Origin of the sequence: Sphingopyxis sp. (assembly GCF_025869345.1) — a bacterium.
Classification (GTDB): domain Bacteria; phylum Pseudomonadota; class Alphaproteobacteria; order Sphingomonadales; family Sphingomonadaceae; genus Sphingopyxis.
This window is the reverse complement of sequence record NZ_JAOZVW010000117.1, coordinates 99865-123562: the sequence shown is the minus strand read 5'-3', so window position 1 is coordinate 123562 and position 23698 is coordinate 99865. Positions and strand designations below refer to the sequence as shown.

Annotated in this window: 14 protein-coding genes; 7 read left to right on the top strand and 7 right to left on the bottom strand. The window is 66.9% G+C overall.

The features are described from left to right. Nucleotides 1–27 precede the first annotated feature (27 nt). The 3 genes from OJI97_RS12390 to OJI97_RS12380 all read left to right on the top strand — a co-directional run bounded on the left by OJI97_RS12390 (nucleotide 28) and on the right by OJI97_RS12380 (nucleotide 12233). The gene (locus OJI97_RS12390; protein ID WP_297663879.1) at nucleotides 28–9657 is read left to right on the top strand and encodes a hypothetical protein; all 9630 of its coding nucleotides are present in this window, start codon (nucleotides 28–30) and stop codon (nucleotides 9655–9657) included. 46 nt (nucleotides 9658–9703) lie between these two features. Beyond that, nucleotides 9704–11182, top strand: coding sequence for a cysteine--tRNA ligase (gene cysS / locus OJI97_RS12385; protein ID WP_297663878.1), 1479 nt, complete (start codon nucleotides 9704–9706; stop codon nucleotides 11180–11182). A gap of 106 nt (nucleotides 11183–11288) precedes the next feature. Beyond that, the gene (locus tag OJI97_RS12380) at nucleotides 11289–12233 is read left to right on the top strand and encodes a D-2-hydroxyacid dehydrogenase (protein WP_297663877.1); all 945 of its coding nucleotides are present in this window, start codon (nucleotides 11289–11291) and stop codon (nucleotides 12231–12233) included. 35 nt (nucleotides 12234–12268) lie between these two features. Here OJI97_RS12380 and OJI97_RS12375 read toward each other — a convergent pair whose 3' ends face one another. The 7 genes from OJI97_RS12375 to pyk form a co-directional block, all read right to left on the bottom strand. Next, on the bottom strand, nucleotides 12269–13117 hold the full coding sequence (locus OJI97_RS12375) for a metallophosphoesterase (protein ID WP_297663876.1): 849 nt from the start codon (nucleotides 13115–13117) through the stop codon (nucleotides 12269–12271). Nucleotides 13118–13166: 49 nt separating this feature from the next. After that, on the bottom strand, nucleotides 13167–15104 hold the full coding sequence (locus tag OJI97_RS12370) for a cytochrome c3 family protein (RefSeq protein WP_297663875.1): 1938 nt from the start codon (nucleotides 15102–15104) through the stop codon (nucleotides 13167–13169). A 19-nt stretch (nucleotides 15105–15123) separates the two neighbouring features. After that, nucleotides 15124–16005, bottom strand: a complete 882-nt coding sequence (locus OJI97_RS12365; protein WP_297663874.1) for a hypothetical protein — start codon at nucleotides 16003–16005, stop codon at nucleotides 15124–15126. Continuing rightward, complete coding sequence (locus OJI97_RS12360) at nucleotides 16005–18440, bottom strand: cyclic nucleotide-binding domain-containing protein (protein WP_297663873.1); 2436 nt, start codon at nucleotides 18438–18440, stop codon at nucleotides 16005–16007. The genes OJI97_RS12365 and OJI97_RS12360 overlap by 1 nt, the downstream gene beginning before the upstream one ends. A gap of 412 nt (nucleotides 18441–18852) precedes the next feature. After that, the gene (locus OJI97_RS12355) at nucleotides 18853–19242 is read right to left on the bottom strand and encodes a DUF3060 domain-containing protein (RefSeq protein WP_297663872.1); all 390 of its coding nucleotides are present in this window, start codon (nucleotides 19240–19242) and stop codon (nucleotides 18853–18855) included. Nucleotides 19243–19324: 82 nt separating this feature from the next. Further along, the gene (locus tag OJI97_RS12350) at nucleotides 19325–20098 is read right to left on the bottom strand and encodes an arginyltransferase (RefSeq protein ID WP_297663871.1); all 774 of its coding nucleotides are present in this window, start codon (nucleotides 20096–20098) and stop codon (nucleotides 19325–19327) included. Between the two features lie 236 nt (nucleotides 20099–20334). Then, the gene (pyk, locus tag OJI97_RS12345; RefSeq protein ID WP_297663870.1) at nucleotides 20335–21789 is read right to left on the bottom strand and encodes a pyruvate kinase; all 1455 of its coding nucleotides are present in this window, start codon (nucleotides 21787–21789) and stop codon (nucleotides 20335–20337) included. A gap of 107 nt (nucleotides 21790–21896) precedes the next feature. Between pyk and OJI97_RS12340 the strand changes: the two genes are divergently transcribed. From OJI97_RS12340 to OJI97_RS12325, 4 genes are all read left to right on the top strand, one after another. After that, on the top strand, nucleotides 21897–22217 hold the full coding sequence (locus OJI97_RS12340) for a DUF1244 domain-containing protein (RefSeq protein ID WP_297663869.1): 321 nt from the start codon (nucleotides 21897–21899) through the stop codon (nucleotides 22215–22217). 63 nt (nucleotides 22218–22280) lie between these two features. Next, nucleotides 22281–22523: a DUF2312 domain-containing protein gene (locus OJI97_RS12335; RefSeq protein ID WP_058814959.1), complete on the top strand. Its 243-nt coding sequence runs from the start codon at nucleotides 22281–22283 to the stop codon at nucleotides 22521–22523. A gap of 21 nt (nucleotides 22524–22544) precedes the next feature. After that, the gene (locus OJI97_RS12330) at nucleotides 22545–22862 is read left to right on the top strand and encodes a YbjQ family protein (RefSeq protein ID WP_257543645.1); all 318 of its coding nucleotides are present in this window, start codon (nucleotides 22545–22547) and stop codon (nucleotides 22860–22862) included. Nucleotides 22863–22918: 56 nt separating this feature from the next. Next, a complete protein-coding gene (locus OJI97_RS12325; RefSeq protein ID WP_257543647.1) occupies nucleotides 22919–23665 on the top strand; it encodes a YebC/PmpR family DNA-binding transcriptional regulator in 747 nt (248 codons plus the stop codon). Nucleotides 23666–23698 lie beyond the last annotated feature (33 nt).

The window sequence follows — 23698 nt, the reverse complement described above, 5'->3', positions numbered from 1 at the left end:
ATGACCTTTGCAGCAAGGACCACCGCCATGCGTGCCACCGTCCCCCCCTCGTCCGTCCGCATCGGCAAGCGGCGCCTGCTCGGCAGTTGCGCGATCGCCGCAGGTATCATGGCGCTATCCTATGGCGGCCCGGCGCGGGCGCAGGTCGCGGGGACGGCGCTGAATCCGCCGAGCACCGCATCGATCAGTAGCGATCCAGTGGGGCATAAGACCAACGTCAGCGTTTCCGACGCCCAGACCATCATCAACTGGGTGCCGACGGATACGGCGACAACTGGCAGCGACATCGATTTTCTGCCGGTGGGCAGCACCTGGAATTTCAACGGCACCGGCGATTATGTCGTCCTCAATCGCTTCGTGAACGGAGCGGGCGGCTCGCTCAGCCGCCAGATCGCACTGAACGGGGCAATCAACAGCAGCAACTCCGCCGCATCGGGTGCGCAGGGCGGCAGCATCTGGTTCTACAATGCCGGCGGTATCCTGATCGGCAGCACCGGCATGATCAACGTCGGCAGCCTGGTGCTGACGACGAGCGACATCGGCCTCACGGGCGGCAATCTGTTCGATACCGACGGCACGATCCATTTCATGCCCGCGACACCAGGCAGCCTCGCCGGAGTCACCGTCAACGGTGAGATTCACGCGAATCAGGCGCTCACCCCCGGAAGCAGCTATGTCGCGCTCGTCGCGCCGCGCATCACCCAGGCCGGGCTTGTCGACGTCTATGGCTCGGCCGCCTATGTCGCCGCCGAAGCCGCCGATATCCGCATCAACGCCGGATTGTTCGACATCGATGTCGGGGTCGGCGCCGCGGGCGGTCAGGCGATCACCCATACGGGCAGGACCATCGGCCCCGAACAAACGGGTCCGGCGCAGCGCATCTACATGGTTGCGATCGCGAAAAATCAGGCGGTGTCGATGCTGGTGTCGGGCCAGGTCGGCTATCAGGACTCGGCGACGTCGGCGCAAACCGATTCGGCGGGCCGCGTCATCCTGTCGGCGGGCTATGATGTGGCGGGCGGAGACATTGATTTCGCTCCCAACCCCACCAGCGCCGCGGCGGCGGATATCACCGTCAACGACATTATTTTCCGCAGCGATGTGACGGCCCATGCCAGCGGCGCCTTTCTGGGCCAGCCGTTCGGCCTCGTCCCGACGGGCGGCCCCTTCACCTTCGTTCCCCCGCCGCAACAGGGCCGTTTCGCGATTCAGGGCAGCGGCACCTTCATCGGCGATACCAGCGCCACGTTGACCATCAACGCAGGCCGCGCGGGCTTCGTGACGGGCAATCTGAACGTCCAATCGGGCGGGACAGCAACCACGCCCGGCAATGCCGCGATCAACGTCACTGGCGGCCAACTCGCGGTTCAGGGTTTCACCTCGATCTCGGCGCCGGGCTTCTTCGGCACCGCGACCGGCGATACCCAGGGCGGCAGCGCCGGCCTGTCCATCACGAGCGGCGGACAAATGATCGCCAGCGGCGGCCTCACCCTTTCGGCCGATGCCTATGGCGGCTTCGACGCCGGCGGGCTCGCGAGCGGCGACGGCACCGGCGGCTCGGCGACGATCAGCGTCGCAGGCGCGGGCAGTTCCTTAAGCGGCGGCGATATCAGCATTCACGCCAACGGCTTTGGCGCCTTTCCTTCGTCGGGCTCGGATATTCCCGATACCGGCGGCGCGGGAACCGGCGGCGATGCGACGATCCGCGTCCAGGACGGCGCCAGCCTCTCCACCACCGCCGGGCTGAGCGCGCACGCCGATGGCCAGGGCGGCTTCGGCCTCGTTCAGTCGGGCAGCGGGAACGGCGGCGACGTGCTGGTCGAGGCGACCGGAGCCGACACGGTGCTGCAAGCCGGCACGACCACGCTCTCCGCGACGGGTCTCGGCGGCGGCGGCATCGCGTTCGACCCCATGGCGGGCGTGCTGACCTCGCTCAATGCCGGCGACGGCATCGGCGGCACCGCGACGTTGCGCTTCAATGCCACCGGCACCTCGCCCCGCAACACCGGCAACACCAGCATCGACGTGTCCGCCACCGGCGGCGAGGCAGGGAATTTCTCCACACCCGGCCCCGAAAATGCGACCGGCGGCGATGCGACCGGCGGCACCGCAACGGTCGAAGTTCTGAGCGGGACCGCCCAGATGACGGCGCTCACCGTCGATGCGACCGCCGAGAGCGGCGGCGCCCGCAGCGGCAGCGGCACGACCGCGCGAAGCGGCGACGCGCAAGGCGGCACGATCGACATTTCCGCCGACGGCGCCGGATCGGCCCTGACGCTCGCAAGCGGCGCGATAAACCTCGACGCCAGCGGCACCGCAGCAGCGGGCGGCCAGGAAAATGTCGGGAGCGGCACGGGCGGCCAGATCGGCGTATCGGCAACGAACAATGGGACGATCAGCGGCGCGTCCGGCCTGTTCGCCAATGCTTTCGGCGGCAGCGAGAGTATCGCGTCGCGGCTCAGCGCCGGCACCGGCACCGGCGGGTCGATCGATGTCCTCGCCGACACCGGCGGCACCATCTCTTCCCAAGGCTACGGGGCAAGCGCCAACGGCAGCGTCGTCAACACCGACGGCAACAACGGCGCCGCGCAGGGCGGCAATATCTCGATAATCGCGCGCGGCGGCGGCAGCATCGCCGCGCTGTCGGACGGCGTTTCGACGCTGGAAGCGCGCGCAGCCGACGGGGTCAGCGCCGACGGCAGCACGGCGACCGGCGGCACCGTCGGGATCATCGCCGACGGCGGGACGATCGCACTCGACAACACCGCCTTCTACGCCGACGCGATATCAGGCGGCAGCGATGCGGGCAGCGCTTCGCTGGCGACCGGCGGCACCATATCGATCCAGGTCAGCGCCGACCCGGACAGCTATATCTCCGCCATCACCCTCGACGCCAGCGCCAGTGCGACGACCGGGGCGAATTACGACGGCTTCGTCGAAACCCCCGGAAACGCCGTCGGCGGCACGGTCACCGTCGACGTTCAGGGCGGGGGGCTGGAGTCGTCGTCGCTGTCCTTCGCGGCATCGGGAACCGGCGGGACCGGCGGCAACGGCCAGGGCGGCCGCATCACCTTCACCCAATCCGGCGGCACGGTGGAGATGTCCGGCGACATTTCGATCAGCGCGGCCGGTGATGGCGGGCAGGCGCCGAATAACGGCTTCGGCACCCGCGCGACCGATCTGGCAGGCACCGGCACCGGCGGCACCGCGACGCTGACCCTGACCGGCGGCACCTTCATCGCGGGCGACGTCACGGTTTCGGCCGACGGCACCGGCGCCAGCGGCGGTTATGCCGACGATTATGCTTCCGATCATGGCGACCGCGGCGGCGAAGGCCGGGGCGGCGACGCGACGATCACGATCGACGGCGTCGCGAACGTCACCGTCGGACAGCTCACGGCCAGCGCGATCGGCAGCGGCGGCAACGGCAGCAATCTCGTCAGTTACGGGAATATCACCGGCGGCTTTGGCGGTGACGGCGGCGCGGGAACCGGCGGCGAAGCGACGGTCAATCTGGGTGCGGGCACGCTCAGCGCGAACCTCGTCATGGCGGATGCCAGCGGCTTCGGCGGCGGCGGCGGCGGCGTGTCCGACAGCAGCGGTGCCCCGATCGGCGCAGGTGTGGCCAGCAATGGCGGCGAAGGCCGGGGCGGCACGGCAACGCTCGGATTGAGCGGAACCGCATCAGAACTGGTGAGCAGCACCCTCTCCGCGCAGGCAACCGGCACCGGCGGCAACGGCGGTTCGGGTTTGAACGGCGCCAATGGAGGCAATGGACGCGGCGGCGTCGCTCAGGCAGCCATCGACGATTATGGCGCCAACCTATCAAGCCTGAACCTCGACGCTTCGGCACTCGGCGGCACCGGTGGCGACGGCATCGACGGCAATGCCGGCAACGGCGGCGATGCGTTCGGCGGAACCGCCCGCGTCGCAGCGAACGGCAATGGTGGCGCGGCCACCGTCTCGCAGACCAATTTCAACACCAGCGCGACCGGCGGCAACGGCGGCGCGGCTTCCACCGGATTCTTCGCGACCCCCGCCGTCGCGGGGCGCGGCGGCAACGGCGGCTCGGCCACCGGCGGAACGCTCGAGGTCATCGCGAGCAACGGCGCGACGATCAGCCTCAGCGGCGATTTCAGCAGCAGCGGCACCGGCGGCACCGGCGGCAACGGCGGCGACAATCCGAACTTGATCACCCTGCCCGGCCCCGACGGCATCCCCGACACGGCCGACGACGTGAGCCAGGGGCTGGCTGGCGGCGACGGCGGGACCGGCGGCGGCGCGACCGGCGGCAACGTCCACCTGTTCGCCAATGGCGGCACCATCACATCGGACGGCGCCCCCGTCGCGATCACCGTCAACGGCGTGCCGGGGACCGGCGGCAATGGCGGCACCGGATCGGGCAGCAACGGCAATTTCGGCGGCACGCTCGCCGACCAGGGCGGCCGCGTTCTCATCGAATCCTTCACGACCCCCGGCGGCACGGGCCAGATCAGCCTCGGCGACACGAGCATCCAGGCGAACGGCTCCCTTGCCGGACGCATCGAACTGCGCGCCGGCAGCACGATCGCGATGAGCAGCCTGACGGCCGAAGCGTCGGGATTCGCGGAGCCGGTCAACGGCAACACCACGGCGACATCGCCGGGAATCTTCATGACCATGCCCGGCGGCTCGATCGCCACGGCGGGCGACATGACGCTGCGCACCAACGGCAGCGTGGACATCAATGCCGAGGGCGACGGACAGGTGAGCGCCGGCGGCAATCTGACGATCGATGCCTTCGATACAGTGCATGTCACGCATTCGAATCGCGGCGGGACGGCGACGCTCGCCGCCACTGGCGATATGTCGATATCGAGCGGACTCAATATCAACGCAGATCCCGGCACGCTGCTGAGCGCCGACGGCACATTGACGCTCCAGGGCATCGGCCCGGTCTCCAGCGTCATCGCGGATCGGATTGCGGGCAATGACATCGTCATCACCGCCAACGACCTCGCCGTCATCGAACATGCCGAGGCGGTGAACGACTTCCTGGCCAATACATACAGCTTCCGCACCGGCCTCAATTCGATCATCGCCGACGGCGATATCGACATCAATGTGGTGACAACCGCCGATCTCGGCAATTCGACCGCGGGCGGCCATATCGCCGTCACCGCGCAATCGATCGCCTTCAACAGCGCGAACGCGGGCACCTTCGTCTCGCTCAGCGCGTCGGGCACGGGCGCCACCGACGGCGTCTTCGGCACCGACATCACCGCCGGCAGCGGCGGTGTCAGCATCGACGGCCGCAGCATCGGCATCGACGGGACGATCCAGTCCGGCGGATCACTGTTCGCGACCGCGACCACAGGCAATGCGGCGATCGGCCTTGCCGATGTCGCGGGCGATATCGCGACTTTCGCGGCGGCCGATCTTTCGGGCACCTATCGCGCGGGTGGCAACGTCAATCTCGGCGCCGGCGGCAATGTGACCGCCGAAGCCGACGCCGCGGGCGGCTATGTCGACCCATCGGGCAGCTTCACCTCCGAAGGCTATGTCTTCGTCGATGCCGACGGCGACGTGAGCCTTACGAACAGCAGCGCCGCGACGATGCTCGGCGTCCACGCGGACGGTGCGGCCAGCCTGACGGGCGCGAGCGCGGGCGAGGACGTCTTCGTCCTTGCCGGAACGACGGCGACGCTTTCGGGCGTCACCGCCGGCGATGACCTGACCGTCCAGGCCGACGGTGCGGTCAGCGTCACCAATACCGCGACGACCGGAACCGGGCGCGACGATCGCAGCATCGTCTACGTCGCAGGCAGTTCGTCGCCGACCCCCTTCCTGCAGATCACGACGACGCCAGCGGACCTGTCGAACGTCACGCTGACAGCGGGCACGGGTCTCGCCGCCGCCAATGTCAACGCCTTCAACAATCTGACCGCGACCGCGAACGGCGCGATCACCGCGACGGGACCGCTCATCGCGGGCGGCAATCTGCTCGTCGATGCCGGGGGCGCGGCCAATCTGGCGGATGCGACCGCCGGCGGCTATATCGACGTCACCGGACAATCGATCGCTTTCGACAACGCGGATGCGGGCGGCTTCGTGTCGCTTCAGGCGCTGGGCACGGGCGCGACCGACGGCATCTTCGGAACCGGCATCACCGCCGGCAGCAGCGTCGGCATCAATGGTCGCAGCATCGGCATCGACGGGACGGTGCAGTCCGGCGGATCGCTGTTCGTGAACGCGACCGCGGGCAATGCGGCGATCGGTCTTGCCGATGTCGCGGGCGACATCGCGGCTTTCGCGGTGACCGATCTTTCGGGCACCTATCGCGCGGGCGGCAACGTCCGTCTCGGCGCTGACGGCAATGTGACCGCCGAAGCCGATGCGACGGGCGGCTATGTCGATTCATCGGCCAACGCCCCTTCCGAAGGCTATGTCTTCGTCGATGCCGACGGCGATGTCAGCCTGACGGACAGCAGCGCCGCGACGATGCTGGGCGTCCGCGCGGGGGGCGCGGCCAGCCTGACCGGCGCGAGTGCGGGCGAGGATGTCTTCGTCCTCGCCGGGACGACCGCGACGCTTTCGGGGGTCACCGCCGGCGATGACCTGACCGTCCAGGCCGGCGGCGCGGTCAGCGCCACCAATGCCGCGACGACCGGAACCGGGCGCGACGATCGCAGCATCGTCTACGTCGCAGGCAGTTCATCGCCGACACCTTTCCTGCAGATCGTGACGACGCCGGCCGATCTGTCGAACATCACGCTGACCGCAGGCACGGGCATCACCGCCGCCAATGTCGATGCCTTTAACAATCTGGCCGCGATTGCAGGCGGCGCGATCACGGCGACCGGGCCGCTTGCCGCCGGCGACAATCTCATCGTCAGCGCGGCGGGCGCGGCTAATCTGGCGAATGCGACCGCGGGCGGCTATATCGACGCCGATGGCGCATCGATCAGCTTCGGCGCGCTCGACGCGGGTGCCTTTGTCGATCTCGACACGACGGGATCGGCCGGCGATCCAGGAGCAATTGCGGGCACGTCGATCGTTGCAGGCTCGGACGTCTATATGGCCGGCGGCAGCATCGACGTCGGCAGCGTCATCGCCGCCACTTCGCTTTCGGCGACCGGCACGACCGGCGCGGTCGCGATCGATAACGCCGTCATCACCGGCAACATCGGCGTTTCGGCGGCCGGAGACATCGGCGGCACCTACAACGCCGGCGGCAACGCGATGCTGAGCGCGGGCGGCAATGTCGTCGCGTCGGTCAGCGCGACGGGCGGCTATCCCGATTCGTCCAACCCCGATGTGCCGAGCGCCGGCAACGTCTATGTCGATGCGATCGGCAACGTCACCCTGACCGACAGCAGCGCCGCCGGGATGTTCGGCATCAACGGCCGGTCGGTCGCGCTGACCAACGCGTCGGCGGGTGAGGACATGCTCGTCCTGGCGCAGGGCACGGCGACCCTTGCGGAGGTCAGCGTCGGCGACGACCTCGACGTGCGGGCGACCGGCGCGATCACTGCAAATGACGTGAGCGCGACCGGCCTCGGCCCCGACGGCTTCCTGCTGGCCTATTCCCCGACCGGCGGCTTCACCATCGGGCAGGGCGAAGGATCGACCTCGCTCGACGGCGCCGACATCGACCTGCGCTCGTCGGGCGTGTCGATCGCCGCGACCGGCCTGTCGGCGGGCGACGACATCTTCCTGACCGCCGCGACCACGATCGCGCTGAACGGCGGGGAGACGCTGGGCCTCGGCGTCACCGGCGGCGACAGCAGCATCCGCACCTCGGGCGGCGATACGACGCTGGCCGGGCTCGACGCGTTCAGCGACGTGGTCGTCGATGCGGCCGGGACCGCCAATGTCACCGGCTCCGTGCAGGCGGGCCGCGATATCGCGATCGGCGGCGCCAGCGTCCAACTCGCCGATCTGACCACTCCCAGCGGCGCCGTGCTTCAGACCCTCACGGCGGGCCGCGACATCGCCATCACCTCGTCCGCGGGCATCGACGGCGGCAGCCTCACCGGGCAAGGCAATGTCACGCTGACCGCCGACGGCGCGATTGCCGTGACCGGCGTCATCGGCGGCGGGGACATGAATCTCTCGGGCGCGACGGGCGTTGCCGCCGATCTGGTCCAAAGCAACGGCGCGACCACGCTCTCTAGCAGCGATGGCCTCATCAACCTCGGCACGCTGGCATCGGGCGGAAACATCGATGCCAGCGGCGACAGTCTGTTCATCGGCGACGGCAGCGACCTGACCTTTGCCAATCTGGTCACCGATGTCGGCGATGCCGCCGTGCGGACGAACGGCGAGTTGTTCATCGTCAACGGCGACGTCGCCGGCCGCGCCGATCTGAGCGGCGGGGGCGAGCGCGTCGGCATCGATACGCTGACCGCGGACAGCGCCGCGATCACGGCGACGGACGGTTTCGTCACGCTGAACAATGTGACGGTAACGGGCGCACTCAACGTGAACGCCTTCGGTTCGCTGCTGATCGACGGCGTCGTGACCGGCGAGAATATCGCGCTGGCATCCGCCGATATCACAATCGGCAGCGCCGCGCGTGTGGGCACCGCGGACGTGACGCAGGGGCTGTCGTTCCAGAACGGCGACAACGAGCAGCAGACCTTCGTCGGAGGCACGGGCACGAAAAACGGCTATCATATCGACGCCGACGAACTGACGCGGGTCTTCGGCCACGATATCCAGATCTTCGCGCCCGAGGTGAGCACCGTCGGTGACTTCTCGGTCGGTGGCGCGGCACCGCCCGACGTCGTGGTCGACGGATTCACCGTGACGGGCGGCGCCTCGGGATCGAACATCGGCGTCGACGGGTCGCTGACGATCCGCACGCCCGGCAAGATGCGCGTTCTCGGCGATGTCCAACTGACCGGACTGTCGGACGCCAACGCGCTCAACCTGCGCGCCGACACGGCGCTCGAAGTCCTGTTGGGTCAAGGCTCGGTGCGGTTGGTCGGCGCGAACGATGCGCCGGGCGGACAGCTCAACATGCGGTCGCGCGATATCATCGTCGCCACGCCGGAGGCCATCGACGACGTCGCCAATGCAACCACTCTCGACGATATCGAAACGCGGCTGGCGCAGAACGATGGCATCACTCTCGACGAAGGGGCGCTCTTCGCGCGCGGCATGGCCTTCAACGGCAATGTCTATGTCCAGAACAGCGGCAGCGGCACCGATTATGCGCAGCGCCGCGGGCTGACTTTCGGCGCGGGCGGTCTCAACCTCGCAAGCGAGGGAAATGTGCAGATCGTGCTCAACGGGGTGCATCTGGGACCGGACGGACAGGTGACGGGGCTCGACACGATTCCGCTGCTGACGATCAACGGCGGCGGCGTGGTGGTCCCGTCCGATCTCTACGATCCGCGGGCGACCTTCAACGGCTGCCTGATCGCCAATGTCGCGGCCTGCTCCTTCGTCCCGCCCGAGCAGCCCGACTATGAATCGAACTTCCCGGTCCAGGACGTGATCGAGAAGGAAGTCGACAGCGACGACGAAAACGGCGACGGCACCAGCCTGCCCACCGCACTGATCACGATGCGCGCCCTCGACCCGCTGACCGGCGAGCCGTTGCTCGACGATCCGGTGACCGGCGCGGGCAACGACGATCTGTGGACCCCGACGACCGATACGCAACCCTGAGCCTTTCGGTTGACGGAGCACCCCGGAGCGGGGCAAGGGCGCGAAGATGACCGATGCCCCTGCCCCGCTCGCGGAATCCGGCGCGCCTCTGCGGCTGTTCAACAGCCTGACGCGCGGCCTGGAAGACTTTCGACCCGTCCATCCCGGCGAGGCGCGCGTCTATAGCTGCGGGCCGACGGTCTATAATTACCAGCATATCGGCAATATGCGCGCCTATGTCTTTGCCGACACGCTCGGCCGCACCCTGTCGTTCAAGGGCTATGCGCTCCGCCATATCATCAACATCACCGACGTCGGCCACCTCACGTCCGACGCCGATGCCGGCGACGACAAGATGGAAAAGGCCGCGGCCTCGCAGGGCAAATCGGCCTGGGACATCGCGGCTTTCTACACCACCGAATTCAAGCGCGACCTCGGCTGGCTGGGCGTCCGCGACCCCGCCAAATGGACGGTCGCGACCGATTATGTCCCGCGCATGATCGCCTTCGCGACGCGGATCGCCGACGCGCATTGCTACGAGCTGGGCAGCGGCCTTTATTTCGACGTCTCGACCGTCGCCGATTACGGCCGCCTCGCACGCGCGGTGACCGACGAGGGAGAGGCGCGGATCGAGGAGGTCGAGGGCAAGCGCCACGCCGCCGACTTCGCGATCTGGCGCAAGACCCCGCCCGGCGAGACGCGGCAAATGGAATGGGATTCACCCTGGGGCCGCGGCGCGCCCGGCTGGCACCTCGAATGTTCGGTGATGGGCGAGGCCGAGCTCGGAATGCCCTTCGACATCCACACCGGCGGCATCGATCACCGCGAGATCCACCATCCGAACGAAATCGCGCAGAACCAGGCCTATCGCGGCTGCGGCAGTCTCGACTGCGCCGAGCATTCGGGCGCCCGGATGTGGATGCACAATAATTTCCTGATCGATCGCGGCGGCAAGATGTCGAAGAGTTCGGGCGAGTTCCTGCGCCTGCAGCTGCTGGTCGATCGGGGCTACCACCCCCTCGCCTATCGCCTGATGTGCCTCCAGGCGCATTATCGGTCGGAACTGGAATTTTCGTGGGAAGGCCTCGGCGCTACGCTGACGCGGCTGAAGCGGCTGGTGATGGCGGCCGCGTCGGTGCGCGGTGCCGCGGAAACCGGGATCACGGACCGTCGCCTTGCCGACCTGCTCGCCAAATTCGACGCCGCCATGTCGGACGACCTCAACACCCCCGTCGCGCTCACCTTGCTCGAAGAGGCGGCGGCAATGAAAAAGGTCGACGCCAGCCAGAAACGCGCCGCGCTGACGGCGATGGACGCCGTGCTCGGCCTGCAACTGCTGGCCCTGTCGCGCGAGGATCTGCGCATCCGACCCAAAACCGCAACGATCGACGAACCGGCAATCGAGACCATTCTCGCCCGCCGCAGGGACGCGCGCGCGGCAAAGGACTTCGCCGCCTCCGACGCGCTGCGCGACGAACTCATCGCCGCGGGGGTCGAGGTGATGGACGGCGACCCGCTGGGATGGGATTGGCGGCTGGACAATTAATCCCCCTCCCGCTTGCGGGAGGGGTTAGGGGTGGGCATGAAGGCTCCACCGCCGCGCAAGGACGGGCCCACCCCCGGCTCCTCCCGCAAGCGGAAGGGGAGATAATATGACCAAAACCGTCACCGTCCTGTCTGGCCTGATCCGGCCGCTTGTCGAGGCTCGCCTGCCCGGCTGGGTCGAACCGCGCTTCTTCCAGTCCAAGGAAGAGGCGATGGCGCTCGCGCCCGAAGCCGGGATCGGCTGGTTCGACATGTACGACAAGAAGGACATGGCGGCCGCCATCACCGCGGCGACGAAAATGAAGTGGCTCAATTCCATCTATGCCGGGGTCGACGGGATGCCGCTCGACCTGCTCAAGGAACGCGGCACGGTGGTGACGAACGGGGCGGGGATCAACGCGATCACCATCGCCGAATATGTGGTGATGGGGATGCTCACGGTCGCGAAGGGCTATCGCGACGTCGTCCGCGCGCAGGAGCGGCGCGAGTGGCTGATCGAATCGCCGGGCAAGGTCGAACTCTACGGATCGAAGGCGCTGCTGCTCGGCTATGGCGCGATCGGCAAGCTGATCGAGGAGCGGCTGAAGGGTTTTGCCGTCGACGTCACCGTCGTGCGGCGTTCCGCGGGCGCGGGCACGCTGACCCCCGACCAGTGGCGCGCGCGGCTCGGCGACTATGACTGGGTGATCCTCGCGGTTCCGGCGACCCCCGAGACCGATGGCATGATCGGCGCCGCCGAACTCGCCGCGATGAAGCCGACCGCAACCCTGATCAACATCGCGCGCGGCGCGGTGGTCGATCAGGAGGCACTCGTCGCCGCGCTCGACGCGAAGCGGATCGCGGCGGCCTTTCTCGACGTCACCACCCCCGAACCGCTTCCCGCCGACGATGTGCTGTGGAGCCTCGACAATGCGCATGTTACCATGCACCTGTCGGGCCGCGCGCAAGACAAGATGTTCATGCGCGCCGCCGAGCGCTTCCTCGATAATCTGGGTCGCTGGCACAAGGGCGAGCCGGTCGAACCACGGGTGGATTTGACGCTGGGATACTGACCTGCCGCCCCCGCCTTCGCGGGGGCGACGATCGCTCAGACCGGCCGCTCGGCCTTCAACTCGCGCACCAGCGGCTGGAGCCGCTCGTCATATTTGGCGAGCATCGTGTGCGCCCCCGCATGGTCGTAGAAGCTGACCAGTTCGCGCCCGTTCCAGCGGTGGATCGCATAGGCGGGGTCTTCGGCGACGATCATCGGACGGTCGTCGGGCTTGTTCTCGTCGATCGGTCGGAGGTCGAGCGAGACCTGCGGCGCGGTCGACGAGCAGATCGCGATCGTGCGCCCTTCCCAGGCGACGGTGACGGCGCGGTGGAGATGGCCGCAGATCAGGCCGCGCACCTGATCGTGGCGGCGGACGACATCGGTGAAACGGTGCACCCACGGCTCGTCGGGGTGCGTATTCATCCATTCGATGCCGCTCTCGACCGGCGGATGATGCATCACGATATAGGCCGGCTTGGCTTTGTCCTTCGCCAGTTCGGCGTCGAGCCACGCCGCACGCGCGTCGCAAAAGGCGCCGCCGTGGCGCCCCTCCTCGAGCGTGTCGATCGTGACCAGCCGCAGTTCGGGCAGTTCGACACTATATTGGACAAAACCGTTGCCGTCGTCGAAGCCGGGAAACTGGGTGTGAAAATTGTCGCGCAGATCATGATTGCCGACGCTCGGCCACACCGGAAAGGGACAGCGCGAGAAAGCGGTCGCCAGCCGGCGGTAGCTGTCGGGATCGCCGCGATCGGTGATATCGCCGGTCGCGAGCAGCAGGTCGGGACGGTTCGGCCCCTCGATCAGCACGTCGAGCACGTCGTCGAGCCGCTTGCGGTTATATTCCGCAGGGTTGTCGGGGTCGAAACCGATATGGATATCGGTGATCTGGGCGATCAGCATGTCCGTCCCTTGCCCCTGCTCCCGCCGCCTGGTCGCGGCCGCCCCATCGTCATCCGCCCTGTCTTGCGAATCCCAGCACCGGTGTGCGCCATGTCACATCATAAAGATGACGGCGCGCCGGACCTGTGATCGCGGTCACAGTATAGACGCCCATGGGTGGACGATCGGTAACCGCCGCGACCTTTTTCCGGCGCTCGCGCTGCGGCGCCCACGGTTTGCCGCCGTCGGAGTGATATTCATGGCACATCGCGCACGAGGATCTTGTCGGTTCCTTCACCGCCGCGACCGTGGCGCCGGTCTCGCCGACATGGCAGGTGCGGCACGGCGCGAGCCCCGGAACAAGAAGCTGTTCGGAGCGCTTCGAGCGCGGCGCCTCGGTATGGCAGGTCGCGCACTCGACCTTGGCGTGGCCGGGGTCGGCGTGGTCGAACCAGCCCTTCGACAGGAAGCGCGGCGACTGGACGACCTTCTGGACCCGCCAGCTGTTGCCCGACGCGGGCGCGAAGATCGTGTGGCAGTCATAGCAGGCCCCGCCCTTCGAGAAGACCGCGCGCACCGCATCCTCGGCGCGGCTCGGCCGCACCGCGACTTCGCGGAAATAGATGTTGTAGACCTGTCCCTCGGCATAGGCGCCCGGCCGCCGCCGTTCCATCCCGCCGAGTTGCAGCGGCCGCGTCGGCGGGGTCGACCGGTAATAGGCGAAGAGATCGGCGACGACCTGATCGGGCTCGCCATGACGCAGCGTGCGGGTCACCCCGCCCACCGTCTCGAACGCGAGGCTGTGGCACATCGCGCAATCGCGCTCCATCTCGACCGGCTTCATCCGCACCCCGTCGCTTTCGGGGCGATGGCAATTTTCGCATTCGAGCTTGTTGCCGAAATCATAGCGGCCGCGGAAGCTAGCCGCCATACGAGCGACGCCGCCGGTTGCGCTCAAGTGGATGTCGTGCGGGAATTTGAGGCCGTTATAGTCAAGCGGCGCCTTGCCCGACGCGCGAACCGGCTTCGCGCCCGGCGCGGCATGGACCCACGGGCGAAACTCGGGATGCAGCGTGCCGAAATCGGCGGCATCGGCGACGGTCGGCTTGAATCCCGCATCAATCAGCCGCGCCTTCATCCCGTCGTGGCAGTCGGCGCAGAATTTCTGCGGCGTCGCGGGCATCGGCCCCGCGCCCTCATGCTCGGTATGACATTCGACGCAGCGCCCCTGCGGGCGGTTGAACGCCTTGGCGAACCCCGCGAGAACCTTTTCGCCCACCCCCGGCGGATGCCGCGCGGCGAGCAGCATGGCGGTCGGGGCATTGGCGTGCGCCGCGCTCATCGCCTTGTGCTCCCCGGTGTGGCAGCCGACGCACGCCTTGTCGGTTACCGCGACGAACGGCTCGACGTGGCACGCCTGGCAGTCGCCCTTCAGATTGGCGTGGGCGCTCGACAGCGGCCCCGACGACCAGGCCATGTCGGCGTGATAGCCCTGCGGCCGCTCATCGACACCGCGAAAGCTGTGCCAGGCCCAGATCGGCCCGATCAGGAAAGCGAGCAGGACGACGATGCCGAAGGTCCAGGCGCCCATGCGCTTGCCTGGCATCACCCCGGCGAGCGAAAAGGCCTTCGCCTCATCGACGTCCTTCGACGATTGCGACAATTCGTCGATCCGCTCGACGAGCAGGATGATGTCGTCGCCTTCGCGCGTGATGGTCAGGCGGTGACCGCCGAAACGTAGTTCGGCGCCCGCGGCGCTGTCGATATCGGCGGTATCGACGGTGCGGCCGTTGAAGTCGAACCCCAGCCCTTCGCTCGCCGCGACGCGGACATGGCGGCCATCGGCGCTCGTGATCGCCGCGTGCTGCGGGTTCACGGCCAGATCGGCGATATGGATGACATTGCCCGCGTCGCGGCCGAGCGTGATCGTATCGCCCGGCAGCGCCTGGTCGCGGATGATCTGCTTGCCCGTCTTCGTCGTCGAGATGCGGCGCAGGATGAAGCTCATGGTCCCCCTCTCCCTCGCCTTACCAGTAGAAGAAAACGCTGATGATGTGCGCCGACAGCGCCGCGATCAGCGCAAAGGTCAGCGGCACATGCACGTAAAGCCAGACTTCGAGCAGCGCGCGGATGCGCAGATGCTGGCGGAGCCGCGCGAGCGCCGCTTCCTTCTGCGAGAGCAGGCCGACCACCTTTTCGCGTGCCTCGGCGCCGCTGCTTCGCGACAGGCGGAGCGCACCGAGCGCGGCGGCGGTCGCGCAGCGGGGATAGCGCCCCGACAAGCGCGCCATGATCCCGCCCGCGAACGGGTCCTCGTCGAGCGCGGCGAGCACCGGCGCGGTATCCTCGGGGGTCAGCGGCTGCGCGGCGGCGTGAAGCTGGCGGTCGAAGGCGCGGATCGCCTCGAGCATCTGCATCTGTGTCATCTCGTCGCGGTTGTTCGACAGCGCGGCGGGCAAGGTCGCATAGACGGTGACGCCGTAAAGCCCCGACAGGATCACCAGCATCATCAGCACCCAGGCAAGCGTGTGGACGTTCCAGCCGAGCTGAAAGCCGGTGTGCCACGTCCCGATGACGATCAGGCTCAAACCCAGATAGACATGCGCCGATGTCCAGGCCTTCAAGGACCAGTAATCGCTCGTCATCTTGCGCTTGCGATAGCCGAGCGCGGTCAGCCACAGGATCAGCAGCGCGCCGATCGTCCCCAGCGTATAGCCGTACCAGGTGCCGCCGCTCGGCCGCGGCGTGACGTCGATCAGCGCATAGGAGACGATGATCAGCAGACAGAGCCCACCCGAAATCTTCGCCCAGCGGAAATTGGCGTAGCGCAGGAAGCCTTCGTGCCGCCGCTCGCGCACGCGCTCGGTCTGGGTCGCCTTCGAGCGGCGCCGCTGAAAGAGCGACGCCATCAGCCCGCATCCTCCTGAAGCCGCGCGATCGACAGGAATTCCTCGGGCGACACGCGGATCGCGGCGCCGGTCGGGCAGGCGCGGACGCACGCAGGACCGCCCGCGATGCCCTTGCACATATCGCATTTGACCGCGATCTTCTTGGGCTTTTCATCGCCCAGTTTCTTCTTCGTCCATTTGGGCGACGGCTCGCCGGGGCCGGGACCGAAGCCGGTGAGCAGCCAGCGCAGCAGGCTGGGCTTCTCGGGCGGCGCGGCTTCCATGCGGATCACGCCATAGGGGCAGTTGCGCATACAATTGCCGCAGCCGATGCAGCCGGGCTCCATGAACACCTCGCCGTCGGGGCCGCGGTGGATCACGTTCGGCGGGCAGTCGGCCATGCAGTGCGGATGCTCGCAGTGGCGGCAACTCGTCGGCACATGCAGATGCGCAAAGGTCTTGCCCGCCTCGCGGTCGAGCCGCGACAGGCCCTCGTGGCTGTCGGCGCACGCCTTCTCGCAATTGTCGCAGCCAACGCAGAGATTTTCGTCGATCAGCAGCGCGTCGGTCGCCTCGCCCAGCCCCTCCTTCATGATGAAGCCGGCGGTGTCGGAATAAAGATCGACCGCGCTCGAATAGCTCGCCTTGCGCGATTCGATGAAGCTGTTCATCTGCGCGCGCTCGGCCACCGCGGCCTCGGTCGCTTCGCGCACCTGCGGCCGCGCGGCGAGCATCTTGCGGAAGCTCTCGCCAGTCAGCTTGATGACCTCGCTGCCGACCGCGGCCTTCACCGTCGCATTGCGCGGCGCGCCGCTCAGCACGCCCATTTCGCCGAAGAAGCTGCCGGCGGGCAGATAGCGCAGGAAGATCGGCTTGCCGCCGATGTCCTTCTCGACCACCATCGAACCCGAGCGGATGACATAGACGTCGTCGCCCTGCTCGCCCTCGGCCACCACCACCTTGCCCGCGGGGATGCGCTCGACCTCGGCGACATCGACGACGGGACCCAGATCCTCGACGGTCAGCCCGCCCTTGAAGATCTGGAGCAACTGGCGTTCGAGCGAGATGCGGTTGATCGCGCGCTTGGCGCCCGGAACCGACCCCATCAGCTTGAGCGCCGCGGTGCGCGACACTTCGACGAAGATGCTGTCGGCGCCCGCGCGGATCGTCGCGCCGCGCTTGCGGCCGGAGATCAGGCCGACTTCGCCGAATATCGATCCCTGTTCGATCGGCACAGTGACGCCCGGCGCAACCTCGACCTCGGCATGACCGTCGGCGATCGCGAACAGCGACGATCCGGGGTCACCCTTCTCGAACACCACTTCGCCCTTGCGGTAGAAGGCGACCTTCGAATCGAGCATGAACTCGCGCATCTGAAGTGGCGAGACGTCGGCGAAGATGCGCACCCGTTCGCGCAGATAGTCGAGCCATTCGGTCACCGATTTCTGCTGCGGCAGACCGGCAAAGATCGCCGCCAGATCCTTTTCGTCGGCCGGGGTCAGGCTGGTGTTGCCGTTGATGAACTCGACGACGTCATAGCCCTGGTTCATGCAATGCTTGATCAGCGGATAGCCCGCGAGCGCGCCGATCACGAAAATGCCGGGCACCGTCGATTCAAAGGTCGGCGACAGTTTCGGAAAGGCTTCGCGATCGGGTCCGGTGAATTCGATTCCCATCGATTCGACGAAGCCGCGCGGCGCGACCGATCCCAGACGCGCGACGATGACATCGCACTCGATCTTCTCGTCGCCGTTCGGCGTCTCGAGCGTCAGCCAGCCGGGTTCGACCAGCTTGGGTTGGGTCTCGGTGCGGATCGACAAAAAGCCGTTCTCGCCCGCCTCCATCATGTCGGAGACGTTCTTCGCCTTGGCGCGCGCGAAATCCTTCGATCGGTTGAGGATGGTGACGGTATTTTCCAGCGCCTCCTCGGCGACGCCCAGCGCATTTTCGATCCCCGCGTCGCCCGATCCGACGACGGTGATATGCTTGTCCTTGAAATCCTCGGGATCGTCGACCTGATAGATGATATGCGGCAGGTCGGCGCCGCCGCAGCGCATCCGGTTCGGATTGCCCTGCGTCCCGATCGCGAGGACGATCGTCTCGGCGTGATAGACGTCGCCCTTCGCGGTCCGAATCGCGAACGCGCCCTTCTCGCCGGTCACTTCGGCGACATCGGCGTGCTTGACGACGTTCACCTTGTTGTTCGCGGCATCCTCGTCCCAATTGCCGAGGATATATTCGCGCGCGCCCTCGGCAAAGCGGCAGTCGGAGCGCAGGTCGAGCCGCTCGGGCGTCGCCAGGACGCGCTTGCCCTTCTGATATTTGAAGATGGTGTCGGAGAGATGGTCGGTCTTTTCGAGCAGGACATGGCTCATCCCGAGCTGCCCCGCGCGCGCCGCGGCGCTCAGCCCGGCGGGCCCCGATCCGATGATCGCGACCTTCACCACGTCGCTCATGCGCGCGCATCCTCGCGGCGAAGGCGATCATGTCCGGCGATGAAGCTGACGAAAGCGCGAACAGGCATCCCAATCCCCCAAATCGCCCACCCCTGAGCGACCACCTATGGATGCGACCCGGACTTATGTCCTGGACGAAGAGCTATGCCCTTGAAAGCGGGAAAAGGTCAACCGGCGAGAGGTTGCTGCGAGACGTTCGCAACTAGTGGATACGAAGCGGAATCGCCCCCCATCCTCCATCCATTTCCGCTGTCATTCCCGTGAAGGCGGGAATCCAGCTTTCCTCTTCCCCTTTATTCTTCGCGCCTTTGCGCCTTTGCGTGAGATTTGTTGAATTTCACGCAAAGGCGCAAAGGCGTGAGGGAAGGAAAAAGCTGGATTCCCGCCTTCGCAGGAATGAGGATGAGGAGAGCTATCGGCCCGGCCGCACCTGATTGTCGACGCCGCTCACCGCAAGGCGCGGCTTGCCCTTTCCAGCAATCCGCCACGTCACGACATTGTCGACACCCGACACGGTGAGCGGCGCGCCGGGGCGCAGGGTGATGCTGATCTGGTTGCCGACGCCGTTGACGGTCAGGCCGGGGCAATCGCCCACGAAGTCAATATGATTGTCCGAACCCGATACCTCGGCGGGCTGTCCGCCACAGTCGATCTGGTGCGCCTGATCGACTCCGCTGACGGCTGCGCCGTCACGCGTCCCGGTGCCGTTGTTCCGCTGCGCGGCAAGCGGCGTGGCGGCGAGGGCAAGGCTGGCGGCAAAAGCTGGAAGCACATATTTCGCGGCGGCATGATAGCGGAACAAGGTCGTCTCCTTCGTTCCCCGCCTCGAAAATTCCCTTTCCCGTCAATGCTATGGAAAGAGGCCCGCGTCAACGGGCCAAGCGTCAGGCCAATTCGAACATCGCGGCGATGCGGTCGGACGCGATCGGTTCGAAGCGCGACCAGCCATCGGGGCCGAGCTTTTCGAGCGGGCGGAAGCGCGCCTTATACGCCATGCGCGCCGACCCTTCGATCCAATAACCGAGATAGACGTAAGGCAATCCGGCCTTCGCCGCGCGCAGCACATGGTCGGCGATGATATAGGTGCCCAGTCCTTCGCGCAGCGGATGGGCCGCATCGAAAAAGCTGTAGATCATCGACAGCCCGTCGCCCTGCCGGTCGGTCAGGCAGCAACCGACGAGGCGGCCGCGGCTGCCGTCGGCGGTCGGTTCGCGATATTCGATCATATAGCTGTCGACCGGAGTCTGCTCGACCATGTCGGCAAAATCCTGCTCGTCCATGTCGGCCATGCCGCCGTTGGGATGGCGCGAGCCCAGGTAGGAACGCAGCAACGCATATTGCTCCTCGGTCGCCCAGGACTTGCAGGCGGTGGCGACGAGGTCGCGGTTGCGGCGGATCGTGCGCTTCTGCGAGTTGCTCGGCGCGAACTCGGCGGCGCAGACGCGCACCGACACGCAGGCCGTGCAGTCGGCGCAGCTCGGGCGATAGGCGACCGACTGGCTGCGGCGGAACCCGATGCGGCCGAGCGCGTCGTTCAGTTCGTTCGCATTGGGACCGCTAAGCTCGGTGAAGACCTTGCGCTCTGTCTTGCCCTCCAGATAGGGGCAAGGCGCGGGGCTGGTGACGAAGAAGCGCGGAAAACGGAACGGTGCGGACACGCGAGACAGACCTCCGGACGATGATGCGAACCCTTCCCACGCGGGTTCCGACACGCGACTTGCACCGACTATGCCGCCTGCCGTCAATGGTGCAAACATCATTTACCATTTTTGTCCGTCCCGGACTGAATCAACTCCGAAATTTTCTGAATCGCGCGCTAACTCTTGTGCCGGATTGAATCAAAACCCTCCAGCCGTCATCCCGGCCTTCGCCGGGATGACGGAATAAATAGGCGTCAGCTATAGCCGCGCAGTTCGTCCCCGGTCAGCGTCGCCACATGCAGCACGTTGGTCGACCCCGGCGTGCCGAACGGCACTCCCGCCATCATCACCAGCTTGGCCCCCGCGGTGCCGATGCCATGGCGCAGCGCCATGCGCTTGCCCTTGGCGATCATCTCCTCGAAACTGCCGATGTCCTTGGTCGGCACCGCGTGCGCGCCCCACAGCAGCCCCATGCGCCGCGCCGCATCGCGCTTCGGTGTCAGCACCAGCAGCGGCGCGTTCGGCCGCTCGCGCGCGACGCGGCGCGCGGTCGAGCCCGAAGCGGTGAAACAGATGATCGCATCGGCGGCGATCGTCTGGATGATCCGCCCCGCCGCTTCCGCGAGCGCATCGGCGGTGGTCGCGTCGGGCTGCGTCTTGGTGAAGTGCAGGCGGCGGAAATAATCGGGATCGCTTTCGACCGAGCGCGCGATGCTGTCCATCATCGTCACCGCCTCGACCGGCCAGGCGCCCGCCGCGGTCTCGGCCGAGAGCATGATCGCGTCGGCGCCGTCATAGATGGCGGTCGCGACGTCGGACACTTCGGCGCGCGTCGGCGAGGGCGAGACGATCATCGATTCGAGCATCTGAGTCGCGACGACCACCGGCTTGCCCATCGCCCGCGCGGTCGCGACGATGCGCTTCTGGAGCGGGGGCACCGCCTCGGGCGGCAGTTCGACCCCCAGGTCGCCGCGCGCGACCATCGCGGCGTCGGCGATCTCTAAAATCTCCTCGAGCCGCTGCACGCCCGCGGGCTTCTCGAACTTGACGAGCAATGCCGCCTTGCCGCCGATCAGCCGCCGCGCCTCGGCGACGTCCTCGGGGCGCTGGACGAAGGAGAGCGCGATCCAGTCGACATGCTGTTCGAGCGCGAAGCTCAGATCCTTGCGGTCCTTTTCGGTCAGCGCCGCGAGCGGCACGACGACATCGGGGACGTTGACGCCCTTGCGGTCCGAAATCCGCCCGCCGACCTCGACAATCGTCTCGATCCGCTGGGGCGACACGGCCTGCACGCGCAGCACCAGCTTGCCGTCGTCGACGAGTAGCCGCGTACCGGGCTCGAGCGCGGCGAAGAGTTCGGGATGCGGCAGGTGGACGCGGCCCGCGTCGCCCGGCGCAACGTCAGTGTCGAGCACGAAGCGCTCGCCCTTCACCAGTTCGGCGGGCCCGTCCTTGAAGGCGCCGACGCGCAGCTTCGGCCCCTGCAGGTCGACGAGGATCGTCGTCGGCCGCCCGGTATCCTTCTCCAGCGCGCGGATTGCGGCGATAACCTTGGCATGGCCTTCATGGTCGCCGTGGCTCATATTGACGCGAAAGGCGTCGGCGCCCGCGCGGTGGAGCGCGGCGATCATCTCGGGATTCGCGCTCGCAGGGCCAAGCGTCGCCAATATGCGGACCTTGCGCTGGCGGGGGGTGAAACTCTGAACCACAGATGCTCCGCAGGCTGGAAAAATGATAGCCGCCTGCCTAGGCGTTCTGTCGCGGCGAAGGCAAGCCGCGTATAGCTATGCAACGCCCCAGACGAAGGAATTTCGCCATGTCCTGCAGCGACGACCAGACCATCCCGAACGACGCGCTCGACAGCCTCGACGACGCCGTTGCCGCCGCGGCCTTCCGCCGCCTCGTCCGCCTGCTCCGGCATCGCAGCGACGCCGCGAACATCGACCTGATGGGCCTCGCCGGATTCTGCCGCAACTGCCTCGGCGACTGGATCGCCGAAGCCGGCGCGATGGACAAGGAAACCGGCCGCGCGATCGTCCACGGCATGCCCACCGGGGAATGGAAAGCGCGCTTCCACGTCGCCGCGACACCCGAACAGCTCGCGCGGATGGAAGAAAGCATGGCCAAGAATCCCTGACCTCGCTAGGTGAGCGCCGAGGCGATTCTCGCCACCCCATCCAAACCTCAAGCGGAGTATAAAATGAGCGAAGCCACCGTGTCCGACGAACAACTGCGCCTTTTCATCGAGCGCATCGAGCGGCTGGAAGAAGAGAAAAAGGGCATCGCCGACGATATCCGCGACGTCTATCTCGAATCGAAATCGCAGGGCTATGACCCCAAGATCATGCGCCAGATCGTGCGCCTCCGGAAAATGCCCGTCCACGACCGCAAGGAAATGGAAGCGATCCTCGACGTTTACAAATCGGCGCTCGGAATCGCCTGAGCCCCCAACAGGAGAGTGACGATGTTCAGCACCACGACCAACAGCATCGAAGGCCATCCGGTCCGCGAATATCTGGGCATCGTCACCGGCGAAGTGATCGTCGGCGCCAACCTGTTCCGCGACCTGTTCGCCAGCATCACCGACATCGTCGGCGGCCGCTCGGGCAAATATGAGGACGTCCTCGCCCGCGCGCGCAAGGAGGCGCTCGGCGAGATGGAGGCCGAGGCCGCGAAGCTCGGCGGCAATGCGGTGATCGGCGTCGATCTCGACTATGAAGTACTCGGCCAGAACGGCTCGATGCTGATGGTGTCCGCCAGCGGAACGGCCGTGGTTGTCTGATCGCCCGCTCCGCGCTAGGGGCAGCGCCACATTTTTTCCATCCGATGGAGGTAGCTGTGGCCGGCCATAGCAAGTTCAAGAACATCATGCACCGCAAGGGCGCGCAGGATAAGAAGCGCAGCGCCCTTTTCTCGAAGCTCGCGCGCGAAGTTACCGTCGCGGCGAAGATGGGCCTGCCCGACCCCGACGCGAATGCCCGTCTTCGTGCGGCCGTCAACGCGGCCAAGGCGCAGTCGATGCCCAAGGACAATATCCAGCGCGCGATCGACAAGGCGGCGGGCGGCGACGGCGACAATTACGAGGAAATCCGCTACGAAGGCTATGGCCCCGGCGGCGTCTCGCTGATCGTCGAAGCGCTCACCGACAACCGCAATCGCACCGCGACCAACGTCCGCACCGCCTTCGCCAAGAACGGCGGCAATCTCGGCACCAGCGGCAGCGTCAGCCACGGCTTCGACCGCCTCGGCCTGATCAGCTATCCCGCGAAGGCCGGCGACGCCGACACGGTGTTCGAGGCGGCGCTCGACGCGGGCGCCGACGATGTCGAATCGTCCGAGGACGGCCACGACATCTGGACCAGCGTCGACAGCCTGCACGAGGTCGCGAAAGCGCTCGAAGCCAAGCTCGGCGAAGCCGAAGGCGTCAAGCTGGCGTGGAAGCCGACGCTGAAAAGCGAGATCGCCGACGAAAGCGTCGCGCAGACCCTGTTCAAGCTGATCGACACGCTCGACGACGACGACGACGTCCAGACCGTCTGGGGCAATTACGAAATCCCCGACGCGGTGATGGAGAAATTGGGGTGACCACGGCCTCCCCTCCCCTTCAGGGGAGGGGTC

Excerpts from the sequence above, each read along its gene's own strand:
- OJI97_RS12390 (WP_297663879.1), top strand. The coding sequence starts at position 28 with ATGCGTGCCACCGTCCCCCCCTCGTCCGTCCGCATCGGCAAGCGGCGC.
- cysS (WP_297663878.1), top strand. The coding sequence starts at position 9,704 with ATGACCGATGCCCCTGCCCCGCTCGCGGAATCCGGCGCGCCTCTGCGG.
- OJI97_RS12380 (WP_297663877.1), top strand. The coding sequence starts at position 11,289 with ATGACCAAAACCGTCACCGTCCTGTCTGGCCTGATCCGGCCGCTTGTC.
- OJI97_RS12375 (WP_297663876.1), bottom strand. The coding sequence starts at position 13,117 with ATGCTGATCGCCCAGATCACCGATATCCATATCGGTTTCGACCCCGAC.
- OJI97_RS12370 (WP_297663875.1), bottom strand. The coding sequence starts at position 15,104 with ATGAGCTTCATCCTGCGCCGCATCTCGACGACGAAGACGGGCAAGCAG.
- OJI97_RS12365 (WP_297663874.1), bottom strand. The coding sequence starts at position 16,005 with ATGGCGTCGCTCTTTCAGCGGCGCCGCTCGAAGGCGACCCAGACCGAG.
- OJI97_RS12360 (WP_297663873.1), bottom strand. The coding sequence starts at position 18,440 with ATGAGCGACGTGGTGAAGGTCGCGATCATCGGATCGGGGCCCGCCGGG.
- OJI97_RS12340 (WP_297663869.1), top strand. The coding sequence starts at position 21,897 with ATGTCCTGCAGCGACGACCAGACCATCCCGAACGACGCGCTCGACAGC.
- OJI97_RS12335 (WP_058814959.1), top strand. The coding sequence starts at position 22,281 with ATGAGCGAAGCCACCGTGTCCGACGAACAACTGCGCCTTTTCATCGAG.
- OJI97_RS12330 (WP_257543645.1), top strand. The coding sequence starts at position 22,545 with ATGTTCAGCACCACGACCAACAGCATCGAAGGCCATCCGGTCCGCGAA.